This window comes from Pseudarthrobacter raffinosi, assembly GCF_023913735.1.
GTDB lineage: Bacteria > Actinomycetota > Actinomycetes > Actinomycetales > Micrococcaceae > Arthrobacter > Arthrobacter raffinosi.
The window spans coordinates 75333-92833 of sequence record NZ_JAMXBH010000001.1 but is presented as its reverse complement, the minus strand read 5'-3'; the positions used below and the strand labels follow the sequence as shown (position 1 = coordinate 92833).

General features: G+C 66.7%; 11 protein-coding genes and 3 pseudogenes. 12 read left to right on the top strand and 2 right to left on the bottom strand.

The features are described 5' to 3' along the window. Positions 1-170 precede the first annotated feature (170 nt). The 11 genes and pseudogenes from NG698_RS00420 (at position 171) to NG698_RS00370 (ending at position 13015) form a co-directional block, all read left to right on the top strand. Entirely contained in the window at positions 171-629 is a 459-nt protein-coding gene (locus tag NG698_RS00420; protein WP_141139800.1) for a DUF4383 domain-containing protein, read from the top strand. 365 nt (positions 630-994) lie between these two features. Next, entirely contained in the window at positions 995-1852 is an 858-nt protein-coding gene (locus NG698_RS00415) for an HNH endonuclease (protein WP_252607778.1), read from the top strand. A 206-nt stretch (positions 1853-2058) separates the two neighbouring features. After that, positions 2059-2652, top strand: a pseudogene (locus tag NG698_RS00410) (SPFH domain-containing protein); the annotation flags it as partial. A 542-nt stretch (positions 2653-3194) separates the two neighbouring features. Next, positions 3195-3443 carry a flotillin domain-containing protein gene (locus NG698_RS00405; protein WP_252607894.1) on the top strand — a complete coding sequence of 83 codons (249 nt, stop codon included), beginning with the start codon at positions 3195-3197 and terminating at the stop codon, positions 3441-3443. A gap of 39 nt (positions 3444-3482) precedes the next feature. Then, positions 3483-3731 (top strand): NfeD C-terminal domain-containing protein, encoded by a 249-nt coding sequence (locus tag NG698_RS00400; RefSeq protein WP_252601198.1) that lies wholly within the window; start codon positions 3483-3485, stop codon positions 3729-3731. An 88-nt stretch (positions 3732-3819) separates the two neighbouring features. Next, complete coding sequence (locus tag NG698_RS00395; protein ID WP_252601201.1) at positions 3820-5025, top strand: glycosyltransferase family 4 protein; 1206 nt, start codon at positions 3820-3822, stop codon at positions 5023-5025. Next, positions 5022-6395 carry a UDP-glucose dehydrogenase family protein gene (locus tag NG698_RS00390; RefSeq protein ID WP_252607777.1) on the top strand — a complete coding sequence of 458 codons (1374 nt, stop codon included), beginning with the start codon at positions 5022-5024 and terminating at the stop codon, positions 6393-6395. The genes NG698_RS00395 and NG698_RS00390 overlap by 4 nt, the downstream gene beginning before the upstream one ends. 164 nt (positions 6396-6559) lie before the next feature. After that, positions 6560-7099, top strand: a pseudogene (locus NG698_RS00385) (EAL domain-containing protein); the annotation flags it as partial. 58 nt (positions 7100-7157) lie between these two features. Beyond that, entirely contained in the window at positions 7158-8483 is a 1326-nt protein-coding gene (locus tag NG698_RS00380; RefSeq protein ID WP_252607776.1) for an MBL fold metallo-hydrolase, read from the top strand. A gap of 102 nt (positions 8484-8585) precedes the next feature. Then, the gene (locus NG698_RS00375) at positions 8586-12110 is read left to right on the top strand and encodes a response regulator (RefSeq protein ID WP_252607775.1); all 3525 of its coding nucleotides are present in this window, start codon (positions 8586-8588) and stop codon (positions 12108-12110) included. Further along, positions 12107-13015 carry a GGDEF domain-containing protein gene (locus tag NG698_RS00370; RefSeq protein ID WP_252607774.1) on the top strand — a complete coding sequence of 303 codons (909 nt, stop codon included), beginning with the start codon at positions 12107-12109 and terminating at the stop codon, positions 13013-13015. Before NG698_RS00375 ends, NG698_RS00370 begins: the two co-directional genes overlap by 4 nt. Positions 13016-13045: 30 nt before the next feature. On the opposite strand, the gene NG698_RS00365 is transcribed toward NG698_RS00370, so the two are convergent. After that, complete coding sequence (locus NG698_RS00365; protein WP_252601215.1) at positions 13046-13552, bottom strand: hypothetical protein; 507 nt, start codon at positions 13550-13552, stop codon at positions 13046-13048. 244 nt (positions 13553-13796) lie between these two features. Here NG698_RS00365 and NG698_RS00360 point away from each other — a divergent pair. Further along, positions 13797-14325 (top strand): annotated as a pseudogene (locus tag NG698_RS00360) (dihydrofolate reductase family protein). A gap of 15 nt (positions 14326-14340) precedes the next feature. Here the strand turns inward: NG698_RS00360 and NG698_RS00355 are convergent. Continuing rightward, positions 14341-17310, bottom strand: a complete 2970-nt coding sequence (locus NG698_RS00355; RefSeq protein ID WP_252607773.1) for an AfsR/SARP family transcriptional regulator — start codon at positions 17308-17310, stop codon at positions 14341-14343. Positions 17311-17501: the final 191 nt, after the last annotated feature.

The window sequence follows — 17501 nt, the reverse complement described above, 5'->3', positions numbered from 1 at the left end:
GGCCGCCGCCGGTGATGGCGCCGTCGTCGGGCGTTCAGAATGTCGGGGCGCCTCGTCCGGGTCGCTCATGTCGCTGGGCAGATGTCCCCATCCGGGCCTGATTCGGCGCTTTTTCCGCGGGTCCGCCGTAAGATTGGAATGTCCGCAATCAGTGGTTGGAGGCAGAAAAAATGACTACCGCATCCCCACATGCACACGTTCATTTTGGGCGCGCAGACGTCCAGAATGCGGGCATGGGAGTAGGTATCCTGTTGTTGGTGGTGGGTGCCCTGGGCTTTATCCCCGGCGTCACCACCCAGTACAGCGAATTGATGTTCCTGGGACCTGATTCCCATGCAATGTTCCTTGGGCTGTTCCAGGTGTCCATGCTGCTCAATATTGTGCAGCTGGCCATTGGCGCAACGGGCTGGGCGATGTCCCGGACCGAACACGGCGCACGGAACTTCCTCATCGGAGCAGGCGCGCTGTACATCATCCTCAGCATTTTCGGGCTCAGTGTCGGCGTTGACTCGGCGGCCAACTTCCTGTCGTTCAACATGGCTGACAACTGGACCCACCTGGTGCTGGGCGTAGCGATGGTAGCTGCTGGCTGGCTGTTCTCCAGGAACATGTCCGGCGAGAGGAAATAGCCCGGAAATGACAGGCCGGGATACAGGAGCCGCGAATGAGAAATGATCAATAAGTTCTGAATTTTCGTCCTACTCGCCGGTGCAGTTGCCGCGTTCCGCGAACAGCTGCACCGGCTTCTTTGTGGGCTTCTTAGCGGCCGACGGCGGCGCGTGGCCACGTTCTGATCGCGTGGCAACTTAGTGCCCCGCAATGGGTCCAGCGCGAACGGTCACTTGTTGCCCGCCGTGGCGCGAACCGGCAGGTAATACCCTCAAAACTCGGTTTTGACGGTATTACCTGCAAGTTCGCGCTTGGAAGTCAGGGCCCCCAAGTGTCCGTTCGCGCCAAAGGCGGCACGGGCCATTGAGCCTGCAACAATGACCCCATGAGCGCCATCATCCTGGGCTGGGACCCGGCCGGCTGGAACCGCTGGAACTACGCGGCTGTTACTGAACACGTCGCCGTGACAGGGCTGCACCTGGAGCCTTGGAGCGTGGGCCGGAGCGTTGCCCCCGGCACCGGCGTGTGGCTGCTCCTGCTGGGAGCGCACGGCCCCGGCCTGATCGGCCATGGCGTTGTCCTGTCGGGGCAGCCCGGGCACCCGGATCAAGCGGCCACGTCGTCGGGCCAGCCTGAGTTCACCGCGCAGGTGGCGTTCGATGCGCTCCTGCCGCTGGGCGACCACGTGCCTGCGGCGGTCCTCGACGCAGCGGTGCCCGGCGTCGTCTGGGACAGCGCCGAAACCGGGGGCATGGCGCTGGAGTCCGGCGACGAAGCCGCGGTCCGGGCGCTCTGGGCCACTCACGGACCGGCACAAGGACCCGACCCCACCCAACCTGTGCCCGGCACATACCCCGAGACCGCCGTCGTGCGCGTCGCCGCCAACCGCTACGAGCGTGACCCCGAGGCCCGGCGGGCGTGTATCGCGCACCGCGGCAACAGCTGCGCGGCTTGCGGGTTCTCCTTCGAACTGGCGTACGGGGAGCTCGGCAAGGACTTCATCGACGTCCACCATGTGGTGCCGGCGGCCCAACTCGGCGGCGGCTACCAGCTGGATCCGCTCACGGATCTGGTTCCGCTCTGTGCCAATTGCCATGGCATGGCCCACCACGGAGTCAGCACGCCGCGCACGCAGGCCGAGCTGCGTCAAATCATGGCCACCGCCGGGTACCTCCGCGGAACCACCGTTGCCCCTGAGGAGATTGAGGCCCAGCGCGTTGCCCGCGAGATCCTCGGCAAATAGGAACCTGGCCGGTCGAGATCCAGCCTGTTGAAACCCCCACGCAACAGCCCGTGCCCTGGACTCTTGGGCGGGCGCCAACCAGACTGTCTACAACAGCTGGCCGGCTGGCCGGAATTGGAGACACGCAATACCGGCAGGGACTGAGCAGCTGCCATTATTGGGGCTTTCCTGGGAGGCCTGTTCCGCACGCGCGAAAGGACCTCGTCATGCCGGATCTGTCAGCATTCTTCCCGCTTCTTGCCGCGATTATCGGGGCAATGCTGGTGGTCGGCTTTGTCTGGGGGGCCATCAAACTGATGTGGAAAGTGGCGGAGCCCAATGAGGCCCTGATCATCTCCGGCCTGACCCGCGGAACCCTGGAAACCCGGGCCGGGATGGACTTCAAGATTGTCACCGGAAAGGGCGCCCTGGTATTTCCGGGCCTGCAGACCGTCCGCACGCTTTCCCTGACGCTGAATGAAACGGAGCTTAAGGTTTCCTGCGTGACCTGGCAGGGCATCCAGGTGATTGTGGAAGGCGTGGTAATTTACAAAATCGGTGACGCCCCGCCGTTTATCGCAAATGCGGCCAGGCGTTTCCTGGGCCAGCAGCCCAAAATGGAAAGCCAGGTCTACAACGTCTTTGAGGGCCACCTGCGGTCCATCATCGGAAGCATGACCGTTGAAGAGATCATCCGCGAACGGGACAAGATGGGGTCCCAGGTCCGCAGCGCCAGCGGAGTGGAAATGGAGAAGCTGGGGCTGGTGGTGGATTCGCTGCAGATCAAGGACCTGCAGGACCCCACGGGGTACATCCAGAACATCGCCAAGCCCCACATCGCCCAGGTCAAAATGGAGGCCCGGATCGCGGAGGCCACGCGGAACCGTGAGGCGGCCGAGAAGGAGGCCGAGGCGGCTGCAATGATCGCGGACGCGCAGAGCGTTTCGGCCATCCGGCAGTCGGTGGCGCAGGCGAACGCCGAGCGGGCCAAAGCCGAGGCCGCCCAGGCGGGACCGCTGGCGGATGCGACCGCGCGGCAGCACGTCGTCGTTCAGGAAACGGAAGTGGCCAAGCTTGAGGCGGACCGGGAGGAGCAGAAGCTCCAGACCACGGTCCGGAAGCCCGCCGACGCCAGGGCGTATGCCAAGCGCACAGACGCGGAGGGCCAGAAAGCGGCGGACATCAGCGCCGCCGAAGCGCTGGCCCGCCGCACGGAACTTGAGGCCCAGGCCAACGCCCGCCGGACGGAGCTGCAGGCCCAGGCGAACGCCACTGCCGCGGCGGCCGCGGCCGGAGCCACGAAGGTACCGGCGAGGCCGAAGCCGCTGCCACCAGGGCCCGCGGTGACGCCGCGGCCTCCGCCATCAAGGCCAAGGCGCTGGCCGAGGCAGACGGCATCAAGGCGCGGGCCGAAGCACTCGGGACCAACCAGGACGCCGTCATTTCGCAGCAGCTGGCCGAAAACATGCCGGCCATCATCGCCGCAGCGGCCGAGCCTTTCTCCCACGTGGGCCAGATGACCGTGCTGAACGGCGGCGAGGGCGTCAACAAGATGCTGGGCGGCATCCTGGCTCAGTGGGTGACTACCTTCCTGCCTTGTCCTCGGCACTGAAGAACAGCCGGGAAGGCAAGCGCCCCGCGAAAGGCCCCGATGCATAGAAACGTTGACCGGAGCCTTACCGGCAAGATCGGCCGCGTGACCGGGCGCATTGGGCCCGGAACCCTCGGCGAGGTCATGCTGCCCTACCTGGGCGGCACCAACGCGTTCCACGCCCACCCATTCGACAAGACGAGCATCTTCGCGGTGGGCGACGAAGTGCTGGTCATCTACTTCGAGCCGCCGCAAACGGTCTATGTGGACGAACTCCCGGACGTGCTGCGGCACGGCGAAGGCGGCTGACCCCAAGCGCTGATCTGTTAACCCAACCTTTCCCTCTACTCAACCCAGGTGACCCCGCCCCGACAGGCGACGCGCCCACCGTGGAGGGGTGAGGATCGCAATTGTTGCCGAGTCATTCCTGCCGCTGATGAACGGAGTGACCCACTCCATCCTGAGGGTGCTTGAACACCTGGAGGACCAGGGCCACGACGTCCTGGTCATCGCCCCTTCCACCTATGCTGTCTCCGAGTTCGTGGGACCGGCCGAGGTGGTTCACGGCGCGACGGTGCACCGGGTTCCCGCGGTTCCGCTGGCCGGCTACACCAACGTTCGAGTGGCGATGGGCGGTGTGTACCGGGTCAAGCGAATCCTTGCCGACTACGCACCCGACGTTGTCCACCTCGCATCGCCGTTTATCCTCGGGTGGCGGGCAGTGCAGGCCGCGCATCAGTTGGGGATCCCCACCATAGCCATCTACCAGACCGAGGTTCCCAGCTACGCCGCCCGCTATGGTGTGCCGTTCCTGGAGAACTGGGCATGGAACCGGGTGGAGAACATCCACCTGCTGGCCACCCGCACCCTGGTGCCGTCCACCTTCGCGCTGAACCAGTTGCGCGGCCGCGGGATTCCGCGGGTGGGCATGTGGCGGCGCGGTGTGGATACCGCGCGGTTTTCGCCGGAAAAGCGCGACGCCGGGTGGCGGGCAAGGGTTGCCCCCGGCGGTGAGCGGATCATCGGCTACGTCGGCCGGCTGGCCATCGAAAAACAGGTGGAGGACCTCGCCGCGCTCGCCAACGTCCCGAACACCAAGCTGGTGATTGTGGGCGACGGACCCCAAAAGTCCGCCCTGCAGGAAGCCCTGCCGGACGCGGTGTTCACCGGGTTCCTCGGCGGTGAGGAGCTGGCGAAGGCGGTGGCGTCCTTCGACCTTTTTGTCCATCCCGGCGAGTTCGAGACGTTCTGCCAGACCATCCAGGAGGCCATGGCATCGGGGGTGCCGGTGGTGGCCACGGGCCGCGGCGGGCCTCTGGACCTGGTGGAAAACTCCCGTACGGGCTGGCTGTACCAGCCCGGCGACCTGGCCGGTTTCCGGGCCCGGGTGATGGACCTGATGGGCGACGACGCCAAGCGCCGCGCGTTCGCCAGGACAGCGCACGCCTCGGTACAGCCGCGGACGTGGCCGGTGCTCAGCGCCGAGCTGGTGCGTCAGTACCAATCAGTAATCGCCGGAGAACCGTTGGCTGAAACCGTCGAAACCAAGAGCCGCCGCCCGGTGGTTGAGCCTGCCCAAACCAAAAGTGGAGCGTCCCTGTGAAAATATCGGTGATCGGCTGCGGCTACCTCGGCGCCGTGCACGCCGCCACGCTCGCGTCCATGGGCCACACCGTGGTGGGCATCGACGTGGACGCCACCAAAGTGGACCAGCTGGGCCGTGGCCAGGCCCCCTTCTTCGAACCCGGCCTGGACGAACTGCTCCGCGACGGACGCAGCACCGGCCGCCTCACGTTCTCCACCGACGTCGCCGCTGCCGCCGGCGCCCAGGTCCACTTCCTGTGCGTCGGGACGCCGCAGTCCACGACGTCCGACGGCGCCGACCTCACCTTCCTCGTTTCCGCCACCGAGGCGCTGCTCCCGCACCTGGCGAGGGGCGCCGTCGTCGTCGGTAAATCAACCGTGCCCGTGGGCACGGTGGACATGCTCCAGGGCGTCCTCGCGGGGCGGCCGGACGTGCAGGTGGGGTGGAACCCGGAGTTCCTGCGGCAGGGCACAGCGGTGAAGGACTCGCTGGTCCCGGACCGGCTGGTCTACGGTGTGGCGGGCGGACGCGCCGCGGCCTTCAACCCCAAGACCGGGGCGCCGCGTGCCGTGACGGCCGCGCTGGATGCCGTTTATGAGCCGCTGCTGAACGCCGGGATTCCGCGCCTGGTGTGCAACTTTGCCACGGCTGAACTGATCAAGTCGGCCGCCAACGCGTTCCTGGCCACTAAGGTCAGCTTCATCAACGCCATTTCCGAACTGTGCGACGCGTCCGGCGCGGACGTGGCCGAACTCAGCGAGGCCATGGGCATGGACCCGAGAATCGGCAACCGCTACATGCATGCCGGGCTGGGCTTCGGCGGCGGGTGCCTGCCCAAGGACATCCGCAGCCTTCGCAGCCAGGCCGCCTCTCTGGGCGTGGATCCGGTGAACGACTGGATGGGTGTGGTGGATGCCATCAACGTCCGCCAGCGGACCCGGACTGTGTCGCTTGCCGCGGAACTGTGCGGGGGCGGGCTCGCCGGACGCGCGATCACCATCCTCGGAGCCTCCTTCAAGCCCGAGACCGATGACATCCGCGACTCCCCCGCCCTGGACGTCGCGGCCCGGCTGGCAGCCGCCGGCGCACACGTGACAGTGACCGATCCCAAGGCCGTGAACCACGCCTGGCTGCGGTATCCGCAACTGCGGTTCGAGACCCCGGCAACACGGGCCTTGGAGGGTGCGGAGCTGGTGCTCCTCCTCACTGAGTGGGACGAGTACCTGCGCCTGAGCCCTGCCGCTGCGGGCGCTTTGGTGCGGCGGCGGATGATCCTGGACGCCAGGAACGTGCTCGACGCCGCTGCCTGGCAGGCGGAAGGCTGGGTGGTCCGCGGGCTGGGTAGGCCTGCGGGGGCGGCTCCCATCACATTGCCGACGCGGGCCTGACAGAAGTGCGTAACTCTTAGCCGGATTCGCGCACCGCGCACCAGCAGAAGCGCCAATTCCCGGACCTCCAATTCCGGCGGCCGCGCGAAGGTCACGCATTTTCGCTCCACGATCCGCACGTGCACTTTATGATGTCCGTGGGGGTGGTAACGCATGGGGGGATCCAGGCGCTGTCCATGAACGTCTCGGGGGTCCAGCTGCAGGAACTCGACTTTGCCGAGAAAGTCCTGGACCTTTCGGAATCGTGCGGCGTGGGCATTTACCAGCTGGTTTTCGAGGTAACCGAGAGCGTGTTCTTCGACGCCGACTGCAACGTGATCGAACAGCTCAGCCGGTTGCGGGAGGCCGGTGCCCGGGTGGCGCTGGACGATTTCGGTACGGGCTACTCCTCGCTGGGACGGCTGCAGGAGCTGCCGGTGGACATCGTCAAAATCGACAAGACGTTTGTCTCCATGGTTCGCACCGGCACGGAACGCCTGCCCATCCTGAGCTCCATGATCAATATGGCGCACAGCCTGGGACTGACCGTCACAGCAGAAGGCATCGAAACCGACGAGCAGGCGAATTACCTCATCGCACTCGAATGCGATTCGCTGCAGGGCTACCTGTTCTCGCACCCGGAACCGGCCGACCGCTTCGAGCACGCGCTGAAGAACGCCGGACATGCGCTCTATGCGTTGGCGAGCCGCTCCGGCCCAGGCTAAGCATCTTTGCCAAATGGGAATCCGGGCACGCGTCCGGCAAGGCGAGGACAATGGATCTATGGACGTCGTTGTCATCGAAACCCGCCCGCTCGGGGACCGCAGCTACCTGGTCCACGACGGCGAGGTGGCGCTGGTCATCGATCCGCAGCGGGACACGGACCGGGTGGAGGCTGCGGCGGCGGCAGCCAACGTCCGGATCACGCATGTTGCCGAAACCCACCTGCACAACGACTACCTCAGTGGCGGCCTCATCCTCGCCCGTGCGCACGGTGCCCTGTACCTGGTGAGCGCAAACGACGACGTCGCGTTTGAACGCACGCCAATAGCCGACGGCGGCACGGTCCATGTGGGCCGGCTCACCGTGAAGGCGGTGGCCACGCCCGGCCACACCCACCACCACCTCAGCTACGTTGTCAGCGACGGCGAGGAGCAGGCCGTGTTCTCGGGCGGAAGCTTGCTCTACGGGTCAGTGGGCCGGACTGATTTGGTCAGCGACGAGGACACCGAACAGCTCACCCACGACCAGTACTCCTCGGTCCGCCGCCTGGCCGCCGGGGCCAATCCGGACGCTGCCCTGTACCCCACGCACGGGTTCGGCTCGTTCTGCTCGTCGGGGCCGGCGTCGAGCGCCCGATGGTCCACCATCGCCGAGCAGCAGGAAACCAACCACGCGTTCACCGACGCCGATGAGGACCACTTTGTGCAGGAGCTCATCAACAACCTGACCGCCTACCCGTCCTACTACGCGCACATGGCCCCGGCGAACCGGCAGGGGCCAGGCCCGGCGGACCTCACCTTGCCCGAATCACTGGACGCAACAGAGCTCTCGCGCCGGCTCGCGGACGGCGAATGGGTGGTTGACCTGCGCCACCGGGTGGCGTTCGCCAGCAGCCACCTCCAGGGCTCGGTGAGCTTCGAGTACGGCCGCGGCTCCAGTTTCACCGCCTACCTGGGCTGGGTCCTGCCGTGGAACCAGCAGCTCACCTTGGTCGGTGCAGAGGACGACGTCGAAAAGGCCATCCGGGACCTCTGCCGCATCGGCATCGACTCCCCCGACGCCGCCCTCGGAGCGGAGCCGTCGGCACTCGCGCCTGGCACCGCCGTCGTGCACTATCCGCGTGTGGGCTGGGAAGATCTGCTGCACGGGCGAAGCGCCGGGGACGTGGTGCTCGATGTCCGCCGGACGGAAGAGTACGACGCCGGCCACGTCGCCGGGGCGGTGAACATCCCGCTGCATGAGCTGCTGACGCGGATGGCCGAGATTCCGGCGGGCACGGTGTGGGTGCACTGCGCCACCGGATACCGCTCCGGGGTGGCTGCAAGCCTGTTGCAGCGCGCGGGCCGGCAGGTAGTTCATGTGGACGCGAAGTACGGTCCTTCTTGAGTTGTGAGGGATAGCATAAGGATGCGTCTCCGCCCAGGTCTCGGGCGGGCCCAGGTCTCGGTTTTTTGTGGGTGACGGGCGCACCTATGGGGAAGGATCCGCGTGTCTCAGACCGGTCTTCTGAAGCAACGTCCCGCCATCGGCAAGAGAATGGCCATCTGGGGTTGGCTCATAGTGTTTTCTGCCGTGGTGCTGGGTGTGCTTGGACTGTTTCTTGCTGCCAACAGCGGCACTCCGGCGGCGATGGTGGCGGGCGACTTCGCCATCCTCGTGGCCGCCGCGCTGGCAGGTCGCAGCTGCGCCCGGGCCGCTCGCCGCGGTGGGGTGAACGCGCGCGCATGGACCCTGATGTCGGTGGCCGCCTATGTCTGGGCCGCCGGCCAGGCGGTCTGGACCTACTTCGGGCTCGCCAACAACCACGTGTACCCGTTCCCCTCCCTGGCCGATGCCCTGTTCCTCGCGCATTCGGTGCCGGCCGCCGTCGCGCTTTTCAGCTTTAAGCGCCCAGGTGGCACCACCCGCGTGGGACTGCTCCGGCCAGTGCTGGACGCAGCGGTCATCGCAGGCTCGGTCCTGGCGATCAGCTGGTACGTGACGCTGGGCCCGGCCCTCAGCGCCGAGGGCAACCTCCTGACCCGGCTCACCACCATGGCCTACCCTGTGGTGGACGTGATCATCACGTCGCTGGTGCTGGTCCTGGGGATGCGCCGGCAGCCCGGCGAACGGCTGCCTTGGCTGTGCTTCGGCGGCGGCCTGCTGGTCCTCACTGTCACGGACAGCAGCTACGTGCGGTTGACGTCCGACGGCGTCACGGGAGTCACCGGTTCACCGCTCGCCTTGGGCTGGATTATCGCCTTCCTCCTGATTGCGCTGGCACCGCTGGTCCCCTATGCGGAAAACCCGCGGACGGACCGCAAGGCGTTTGCGCTGGCCCTGGAGCTGCTCCCCTACGCACCCATCCTGGTGGCCGTGATGGTGCTCGCGGCCCCGCACGTCAGCGAAATGAGTACTTTCCTCCTGGTGGTGGCAAGAGTCACCATGGCCCTCATCCTGGTCCGCCAGGTGCTGATCGTCATCGAGAACCTCACCCTGACCACCGGGCTGGAGCAGGAAGTGGCGGCCCGGACGGCTGAGCTGGAGGGTCTGGGCGCGATCGTCAACTCCTCCACGGACGCCATCCTGAGCACCACACCCGACGGGATCATCACCAGCTGGAACCCGGGAGCGCAGCATCAGTACGGCTACACGGCCGCGGAAGCGATCGGCAGTGACGTGGTCCTGCTCCTCCTGCCCCCGGGCAGCACCGACGGCGAGGAAGTCTTCACGCGCCTCCGCGACAGCGGGGAGGCCATGAGTTTCGAAACCGAGCACCTGCGCAAGGACGGCGCCGTCTTTCCCGTTTCGGTGACCATCTCCCCTTTCCGGGACGGCGGGACACTCCGGGGGGTCGCCTCCATAGCCAGGGACATCACCCTGCGCCGGGCCGCCGAACAGGAACTGCAGGCGGCCCGGGAGGCGGCCTTGGAATCCAGCAGGCTCAAGTCCGAGTTCCTGGCCACCATGAGCCACGAAATCCGTACCCCTATGAACGGCGTGGTGGGGCTGACCGCACTGCTGCTGGAGACGCCGCTGGACCAGACGCAGAAGCAGTACGCCCAGGGCGTCAAGGGCGCCGGCGAGGCGCTGCTGTCCCTCATCAACGACATCCTGGACTTCTCCAAACTGGAAGCCGGCAAGGTTGACCTGGATGTCCGCGCCTTCGATCCCCGCGTCCTTGTGGAGGAAGTGGCGGGCTTGCTGACCGAGCCCGCGCAGGCCAAGAATTTGGAGCTGATCGCCTACTGCGAACCGGACGTTCCCGCCCGGCTGCAGGGTGATTCCGGCCGGATCCGCCAGATCCTGCTGAACCTCGCTTCCAACGCCGTGAAGTTCACGGCTGCCGGGGAGGTGTCCATCCGCGTGACGACGGAGACGCCGGACGCGAAGCCCGGGGCCACCGCCATGGTTTGCTTCGAGATCCGCGATACGGGCATCGGGATCGACCCCTTGCACCACGCGCGCCTGTTCGAATCCTTCTCGCAGGCGGACGCTTCGACCACCCGGCGCTACGGCGGCACAGGCCTGGGCCTGGCCATTTGCAGCCGGCTCACTGAGGCCATGGACGGCGAAATCGGGCTGGACAGCGCTCCGGGCGAGGGCAGCACGTTCTGGTTCCGCATCCCCGTGCCTGTGGCCCCGCCGTCCACGAATCCCGTGCCGGCCGCCGGTTTCCTCACCGGGCTGCGCGTCCTGGTGGTGGACGACAACGCCGCCAACCGCCTGGTGCTGGAATCCCAGCTGCGCGACTGGAGGCTGCAGCCGGAGGCCGTGCCGGATGCCCGCGCCGCGCTGGCCCGCGCCCACGAAGCCGCAACGGCCGGAGTGCCCTTCCACCTGGCTGTGCTGGACCTCTGCATGCCTGATACCGATGGCCTGGAGCTGGCCCGCGAACTCAAGGCCGACGCCGCACTGGCGGACATCGAGCTGATCATGCTCACGTCCACCATGCAGGTCAACGCCGCCGAGATCGCCGACGCCGGAGTCCGCGAATGGCTTATGAAACCGGTCCGCAGCTCCGAGTTCTACAACCGCCTGATCCGGCTGATGTCCACGAGTGAACACCATGCCCCGGCGCCCTCTGGGTCCGGGCTTTCCGACGCTGAGCCGTCGGCTGATTCTTCCGGTTCGTCCCCCGAGTCCTCCCCGGAGTCGTCCCTTGAGACATCCGCCGATGCGTCCCCCGATTCGTCCCCTGTGTCCTCCCTTCGGGGCGCATTGCGGGGCCGCATCCGGGTGGTGGAGGACAACGAGGTGAATCAGCTGGTTGCCCGCGCCACGGTGACCAAATTCGGCTACGCGGTAGATGTGGTTGCCGATGGCGCCGAGGCCGTAGCCGCCACCGCCAGCACCCGGTACGCCGCCGTCCTGATGGACTGCCATATGCCGGTAATGGACGGGTTCGAGGCCACGCGCGTCATCCGCCGGCGCGACGGCGGGGCCAGCCACCTTCCCATCATCGCCATGACCGCCGGCGCCCTGGACGGGGACCGGGAACGCTGCCTCGCCGCCGGCATGGACGATTACCTCTCCAAACCGGTGGACGCCGCCGAGCTTGAAGCCGCCCTGGCCCGCTGGGTCCCCGAGCAGGCCACGGAGCGTTCTGCGCCGCCGGAGCCGACGGCTCCTCAGCGGGAGGAGGCTCCCCAGCTGCTGGCCGTCACCGGTGGACGTCCGCCGGCGCTGGATGCGGACCGGCTGGCCATGCTGCGCGACCTCGGCCCCGAGGACGGCCTGGGCCTGCTGCCCGCAACGACGGAGGCGTTCCGGAAGGACGTTCCCGCGCGGCTCGCGGCACTGCGCGAAGCGGTGACCAACGGCGGCGGGCCGGCTCTGGCGCAGGCCGCGCACGCCCTGAAGGGTGCGGCGGCCAACATCGGAGCTACCGCCGTCGCAAGTCTGAGCGGCGAGCTGGAGGACATGGGACGCAGCGGAAAGCTCGACGGCGGCCGGCAGCTGGTCAGCCGGCTGGAAGCTGAGCTGGTGCGTGTGGACTTTGAACTCGATCTGGCGCTGGAGGTGGCACAGTGAAAGTCCTGGTGGCAGATGACGATCCGGGCTCGCTCCTGGTGGCCCGCGCCGCCGTCAAACGCTCCGGGCATGACTGCCTGACGGCGGCCGACGGTGACGAGGCGTGGGCCCTGTACCTGGAACACCAGCCCGATGTGGTGGTCACGGACTGGATGATGCCCGGGATGGACGGGCTGGCGCTGTGCCGGGCCATCCGGGCGCGCGAAGCGGACCTGTACACGTATATCGTGCTGCTGACATCGCAAGGATCCCGGGACGATGTGCTCGCCGGGCTCGAAGCCGGGGCGGACGACTACGTCACCAAGCCGCTGGATCCGTTTGTCCTGCATGCCCGGCTGCTGGTGGCGCTCCGCGTGACCACGCTGCACGCTGATCTGGCCCATTACCGGAAGGTGCTCTCGCAGCAGGCGCGGACCGATCCACTGACCGGCCTCCACAACCGGCTCAAGCTCTCCGAGGACCTCGAGCAGCTGCATGCGCGCAGCCAGCGGTACACGGAGGGGTATTGCGTGGCCATGTGCGACGTGGACAACTTCAAGAGCTACAACGACATCTACGGGCACCAGGCAGGCGATCTCGCGCTGCGTGCCGTGGCGGGGGCGCTGGTGAGTGCGGCGCGGAAGAGCGACGGCGTGTACCGGTACGGCGGCGAGGAGCTCCTGCTGGTCCTGCCGAACCAGTCACAGCTGGGCGCCAAGGCCTTTATGGAACAGGCGCTGGACAGCGTGCGTGAGCTGGAGATTGTCCACTCCGGGGATCCACTGGGGCAGCTGACGCTGAGCGCGGGGATTTCCGCGTTCACGGCCGAGCACCGGGCAGACGCCGACACCCTCCTGGGTGAAGCCGACGCCGCCCTCTACGCCGCGAAGGCGGCCGGCCGGAACCGAGTGGTGCTGGCGCTGTAGCGTTTAGCCTTGGCCTGTATTGGCCGGTGGCTACGCGGCTTTTTTGCGCTGCTTGGTCTGACCCGGCTGCTTCTTCGCGGTCTGCTGCTGAGCAGGCTGCTGCTGCACCGGATGGCGCTTGGCGGGCTGCTGCTGGGTTACCGGGCGGTGCTGTGCGGGCTGTTTCGGGGCGGACTGCCTTGGGGCTTCGGGCTCGGCGGGCTGCACCGGGGCCTCAGCTTCCTCGTCCTGCACCCGTTCATCCTGCGCGGCTTCGTACTGGGCGGTCCCGTCCTGCTCCAGCTCAATCAACGCATACATCCGGTTGCGGCGCCAGCGGCGGACCAGGTCCACACCGGCAAGGATGCCTGCCAGCGGCGTCAGGACAGCCGCGGCATAGACGAACAGCATCCACGTCAGGGTGGCCATGGGAGGTTGGTTGTTGTTCAACAGGGAGAGCCCGCCGAACATGGCGATGATCCAGAAAAGCAATACTGCCGTCAACACCGCGGCCGCGGGGAAGTACTGGTTGCGTACGATTTTCTTCAGGGTTTCCATGCATTTTCCTCCTGCCTGGCCGGGGTGCGGTGAGAGGCCGCATGAACACCAGTATGCGGCTGCAGGCCCGCGGATTCGCGCAACACGCAGGCGGTGGTGACGAACCTAACTGCGGCCCGCTCGAGAGCGGTGATCGAGCCCGTCGAGATCCAGGTTTCGCCCGGCTCAACCACCGGCGGGGGCTTCCGAGCTGCGGGCATTGCCAATACCGTGGATGACACCCGCCCTGATCTTGGAGGTCCTCATGCGCAAAGTTACGTCCGGCCTGTTCCACTCCGTTGACGGCGTGGTCTCGGACCCGTTCCTCTGACAATTCGACAGCTTCGACGACGACCTCGGCAAGGCCCTGACCCGCATGATGGAAAGCGTGGACACCGTGGTGCTTGGCCGGGTGAGCTACCAGGAATGGGCTGGGTACTGGCCCACAGCGTCGGTGGACGAGGACTTCGCCGGCTTCATCAACCCGGTGGAGAAGTTTGTGGCCTCCCGGACGCTGACGGAGCCGCTCGAGTGGCAGAACTCCCACCTTCGTGGCGGGCCTGAAGGAGCGCGACGGCGGCGAGATCGCCGTCACCGGCAGCATTTCCGTGGTGCGCCAATTGCTGTTCGCCGGGCTGCTGGATGAGCTGACCCTGATCACACACCCCGTGGTGGCCGGCAGCGGCCGGAAGCTGTTCCAGGACGGCGGCCCCGTGACGCGGCTCGGCCTCAAGGGCCAGTACCGGACCACGAAGGGCGACGTCGTCAGCACCTACGGACTGCTGGGCGAATAACGGGCAAAGCGGCGGTCACCACGGCGCCGCGCTCAGGGCACTTTCTGCAGATTGGTCAGAAGATGAATAAATGTGCTGGTCGGCAACGAATTCCTGCTGCTTACCCTCCTGCCTAGTGCGGAGCACGTCCTTGACGATCTGGGTGAGGGTCAGAGCCTGCCCGGCCGTCCAGGCCAGGCCGAAACGGATCGCACCGGCCTCGGAGCGCGCCCTGGTGATGATCGATTCGATGCGGTGCTGTTCTGCGGGGTAGAGCGGAATGCCCCGGTCGGTACGGTAGGAGTCGGCGGCCGCCAGCACGCGAATGGCAAGCTCGACGCCATGCCCGGCCACGTAGACGCCGGCCAATGACTCGAGGAAACCCACAAGGTTGCCCTGTGCACCCAACTCGAATCCAGCGTCGACCGCCTCGAGGAGCAGCCGTTCCGCGGCGTCGTAGTCGCCGGCCCGCTCTGCGTTTTCGGCCAGGTTAGTCAAAACTACCCCGAGGGCCCATCGATCGCCGAGCGGTCGTACAAGCCTGACGCTCTCGCGGCTCAGGTCAAGGGCTCGCGCGTGGTCACCGGCGTAGAAGGCTAACCGCTCCAGAACAACGAATGCGGCAGCGCGAGTCCGGGGGCTGGCATGAGGTATGGCCAATGCTTCTGCAGCGAGTCGGTGGGCGGTGATAGTGTCGTTGATCTCCATCGCCTGCACTGCCAGGCACATCGTGGTCCAGGCGGCGCCTTCGTCGTTGCCAGCGCTCTGGAATGCCTCAAGCGCGCGGTGGTGAAGGTCGGCCGCCGCGTCGTTGCGACCGAGGAGCCAACACAGAGTCGCTGCTCCACTGAGTGCAGGGGCTTGGAGCGAAGGTGGAGCGTCGGGTGTGCCCGCGACCAGCTTGAGAGCGATCTCGCATTGCTCGGCCACGTCCTCGGTGAGCTCCCAGTAATGCCAGAGTTGCCCGACCATTCGAAGCGCCAGGTCCGTGGAGCCATCCGGCCCCGTTGCCCACAACAGTGCGGCGCGTAAATCCGGTGTATCAGCATTCAGCAGCCGGAAGGCGTCCACTTGCTCGCGCCCCCACAGCTGTGGGCCGACAGACTCAGCGAGGCCGAGGTAGTACTCGGCATGCCGGCGCCGAACGGCCGACCCATCGTTGAGCACCCGGAGCCGGTCACGGGCAAACTCGCGAATCGAATGCAGCATCGACACGCGGCTTTGTCCCGCGGGATCGGTATAGCGATGCAGCAGGCTATGGCGGGCTAGGGAGATGAGCAAGTCTTCAGGCATCGTTTCCGTGCCCGGAGGCTGACCACAGATGCTATTGACTGCCGCCATAGTCGGATCAGCAGCGAAGACGCCGAGCTGATCGAACAGCCGCCGCTCAGCCTTACGCAACAGTTGGTGGCTCCACTCGATCGTGGCCGTGACGGTCCGCTGGCGGTCCGGAAGGTCGCGGAAGGCTGCCGGCAGCGCGGCAAGGCTGACCTCCAAGTCGTCCAGGAGCTCAGCCTCACTGTGATCCCGCAACTGGGCGGCTGCCAGTTCGATTGCCAGCGGAAGGCCGTCCAGGCGGTGGCACAGACGGGTGAGAACAGCCGCGTTGCCGTGGTTAAGATCGAAATGCGGACGGACTGCCCGGCCACGGGCCAGGAGCAGCTTCACGGCCGGCACCTCCCGTAGCAGTGTCGGCGGGAGGGGCTGGTCAATCGGGGGCAGGGCCAACGGTGCGAGCTCATATTCGTATTCGGCGCGCAGTCCCAGTCTTCGTCGGCTGGTGGTCATAATCCGCAGGTCGGGGGCGGCGGTGAGCATGCCAAGCACCACCGGCCACGCCTCCTCCAGATGTTCGAAATTGTCCAGGACCAACAACAGCCGGCGCGAGTGTAAGAAGCGAGCCGCGACCTTCAGCGGGTCTTCTCCGGCCCGGTCCTGCAAGCCGAGCGCAGCAACTATGGCGGCCGGCACTTGTTGAGTCTGGGTGAGCGGGGCGAGATTGACCCAGCCCACGCCGTCGGCCATTCGCTCACCGAGCTGGGCCGCTGCTGCCAAGGCCAACCTGGTCTTGCCGGTCCCGCCGGCGCCCGTTACGGTAACCAGCCTGCACCCCTCCGCGGCATACATTGAGCACAGCTCTCTTATTTCTGCATCGCGCCCGACCAGCGGGGTGAGTTCGGCCGGGAGGTTGTCCAGCCGTTGCCTGATCCTGCGGTGTCCGTCAGCGGCGGGGGCCGCAAGCAAGGCTTCCTGCCGAAGGACCTGGCCTTCCAGTTCCTGCAGGCGTGCACCGGGATCAATACCCAGTTCCTCGACGAAGATGCTCCGCGCTTTACGGCATGCCGCCAAAGCATCGGCCTGCCGGTCAGAGCGGTACAAGGCGAGCGCAAGTGAGGCCCACAGGCGTTCCCGGTATGGATGCCGGGACACGAGCCGCTGCAGTTCCCCCACCAAAGTGCCGTGTCGGCCCAAAGCGAGCTCGACGTCGATGAGGTCCTGGTGCGCGTCCAGCTGGGCTTCCTCCAGTGCGTCCAGGTCCGGGCGCAGAAGCTCGACGTCGGCAAGGTCCGGGAAGGCGGCCCCTTTGAAGAGCTCTACAGCCTGGCGCAGATATTCGGTGCCTCCGGCCAAATCTCCTGCCTGCACGGCCAGTTCACCGGCGGTGACGTGTTCACGGAACTGCAGGAGGTCGAGCTCGTCCTCGGTGACTGTCAGCAGGTAACCGCCCGGCCGGCTTGCCAGGCGCTGGGAAGCAATCCCCTTGGACCGGTCCGGTTGGAGCAGGCGCCGCAGGTTGGCCACGTACACCTGCAGCTGCGGGCCCGGCTGCGCGGGCGGGCGGCCGTCCCAGACGGCTTCAGTCAGGAAGTCAGTGGAGACCACCGAGTTTGCCCGCAGGGCCAGGCATTCCAGGACGATCCGCAGCTTCCCGCTGCCCACAATGACCGGCGCCCCGTCGGCAACAACTTCCAGAGGGCCCAGGGTCCTGATCCACAGTGCGCCCATCGCCAAGCACCCCTCACCGACCGGCCGCTGGCCCGGACCTGGTCGGCCCGGTACCGCGGAGCTCATCGACCAGCGAGCCCATATGCCCGCCCTGACACGAGATGGCCCCGAGGAGCCACATCAACCCCATCATGCTCCTGCGGCGGGCAGAGGGTCCAGAGTCCTCGGGGAGTCCCGTCCGCGATTAAGGA

What these genes read in the sequence shown, in the direction of transcription:
- NG698_RS00420 (WP_141139800.1), top strand. Translation starts at nt 171, where the DNA reads ATGACTACCGCATCCCCACATGCACACGTTCATTTTGGGCGCGCAGAC.
- NG698_RS00380 (WP_252607776.1), top strand. Translation starts at nt 7,158, where the DNA reads ATGGACGTCGTTGTCATCGAAACCCGCCCGCTCGGGGACCGCAGCTAC.
- NG698_RS00415 (WP_252607778.1), top strand. Translation starts at nt 995, where the DNA reads ATGAGCGCCATCATCCTGGGCTGGGACCCGGCCGGCTGGAACCGCTGG.
- NG698_RS00365 (WP_252601215.1), bottom strand. Translation starts at nt 13,552, where the DNA reads ATGGAAACCCTGAAGAAAATCGTACGCAACCAGTACTTCCCCGCGGCC.
- NG698_RS00355 (WP_252607773.1), bottom strand. Translation starts at nt 17,310, where the DNA reads ATGGGCGCACTGTGGATCAGGACCCTGGGCCCTCTGGAAGTTGTTGCC.
- NG698_RS00400 (WP_252601198.1), top strand. Translation starts at nt 3,483, where the DNA reads ATGCATAGAAACGTTGACCGGAGCCTTACCGGCAAGATCGGCCGCGTG.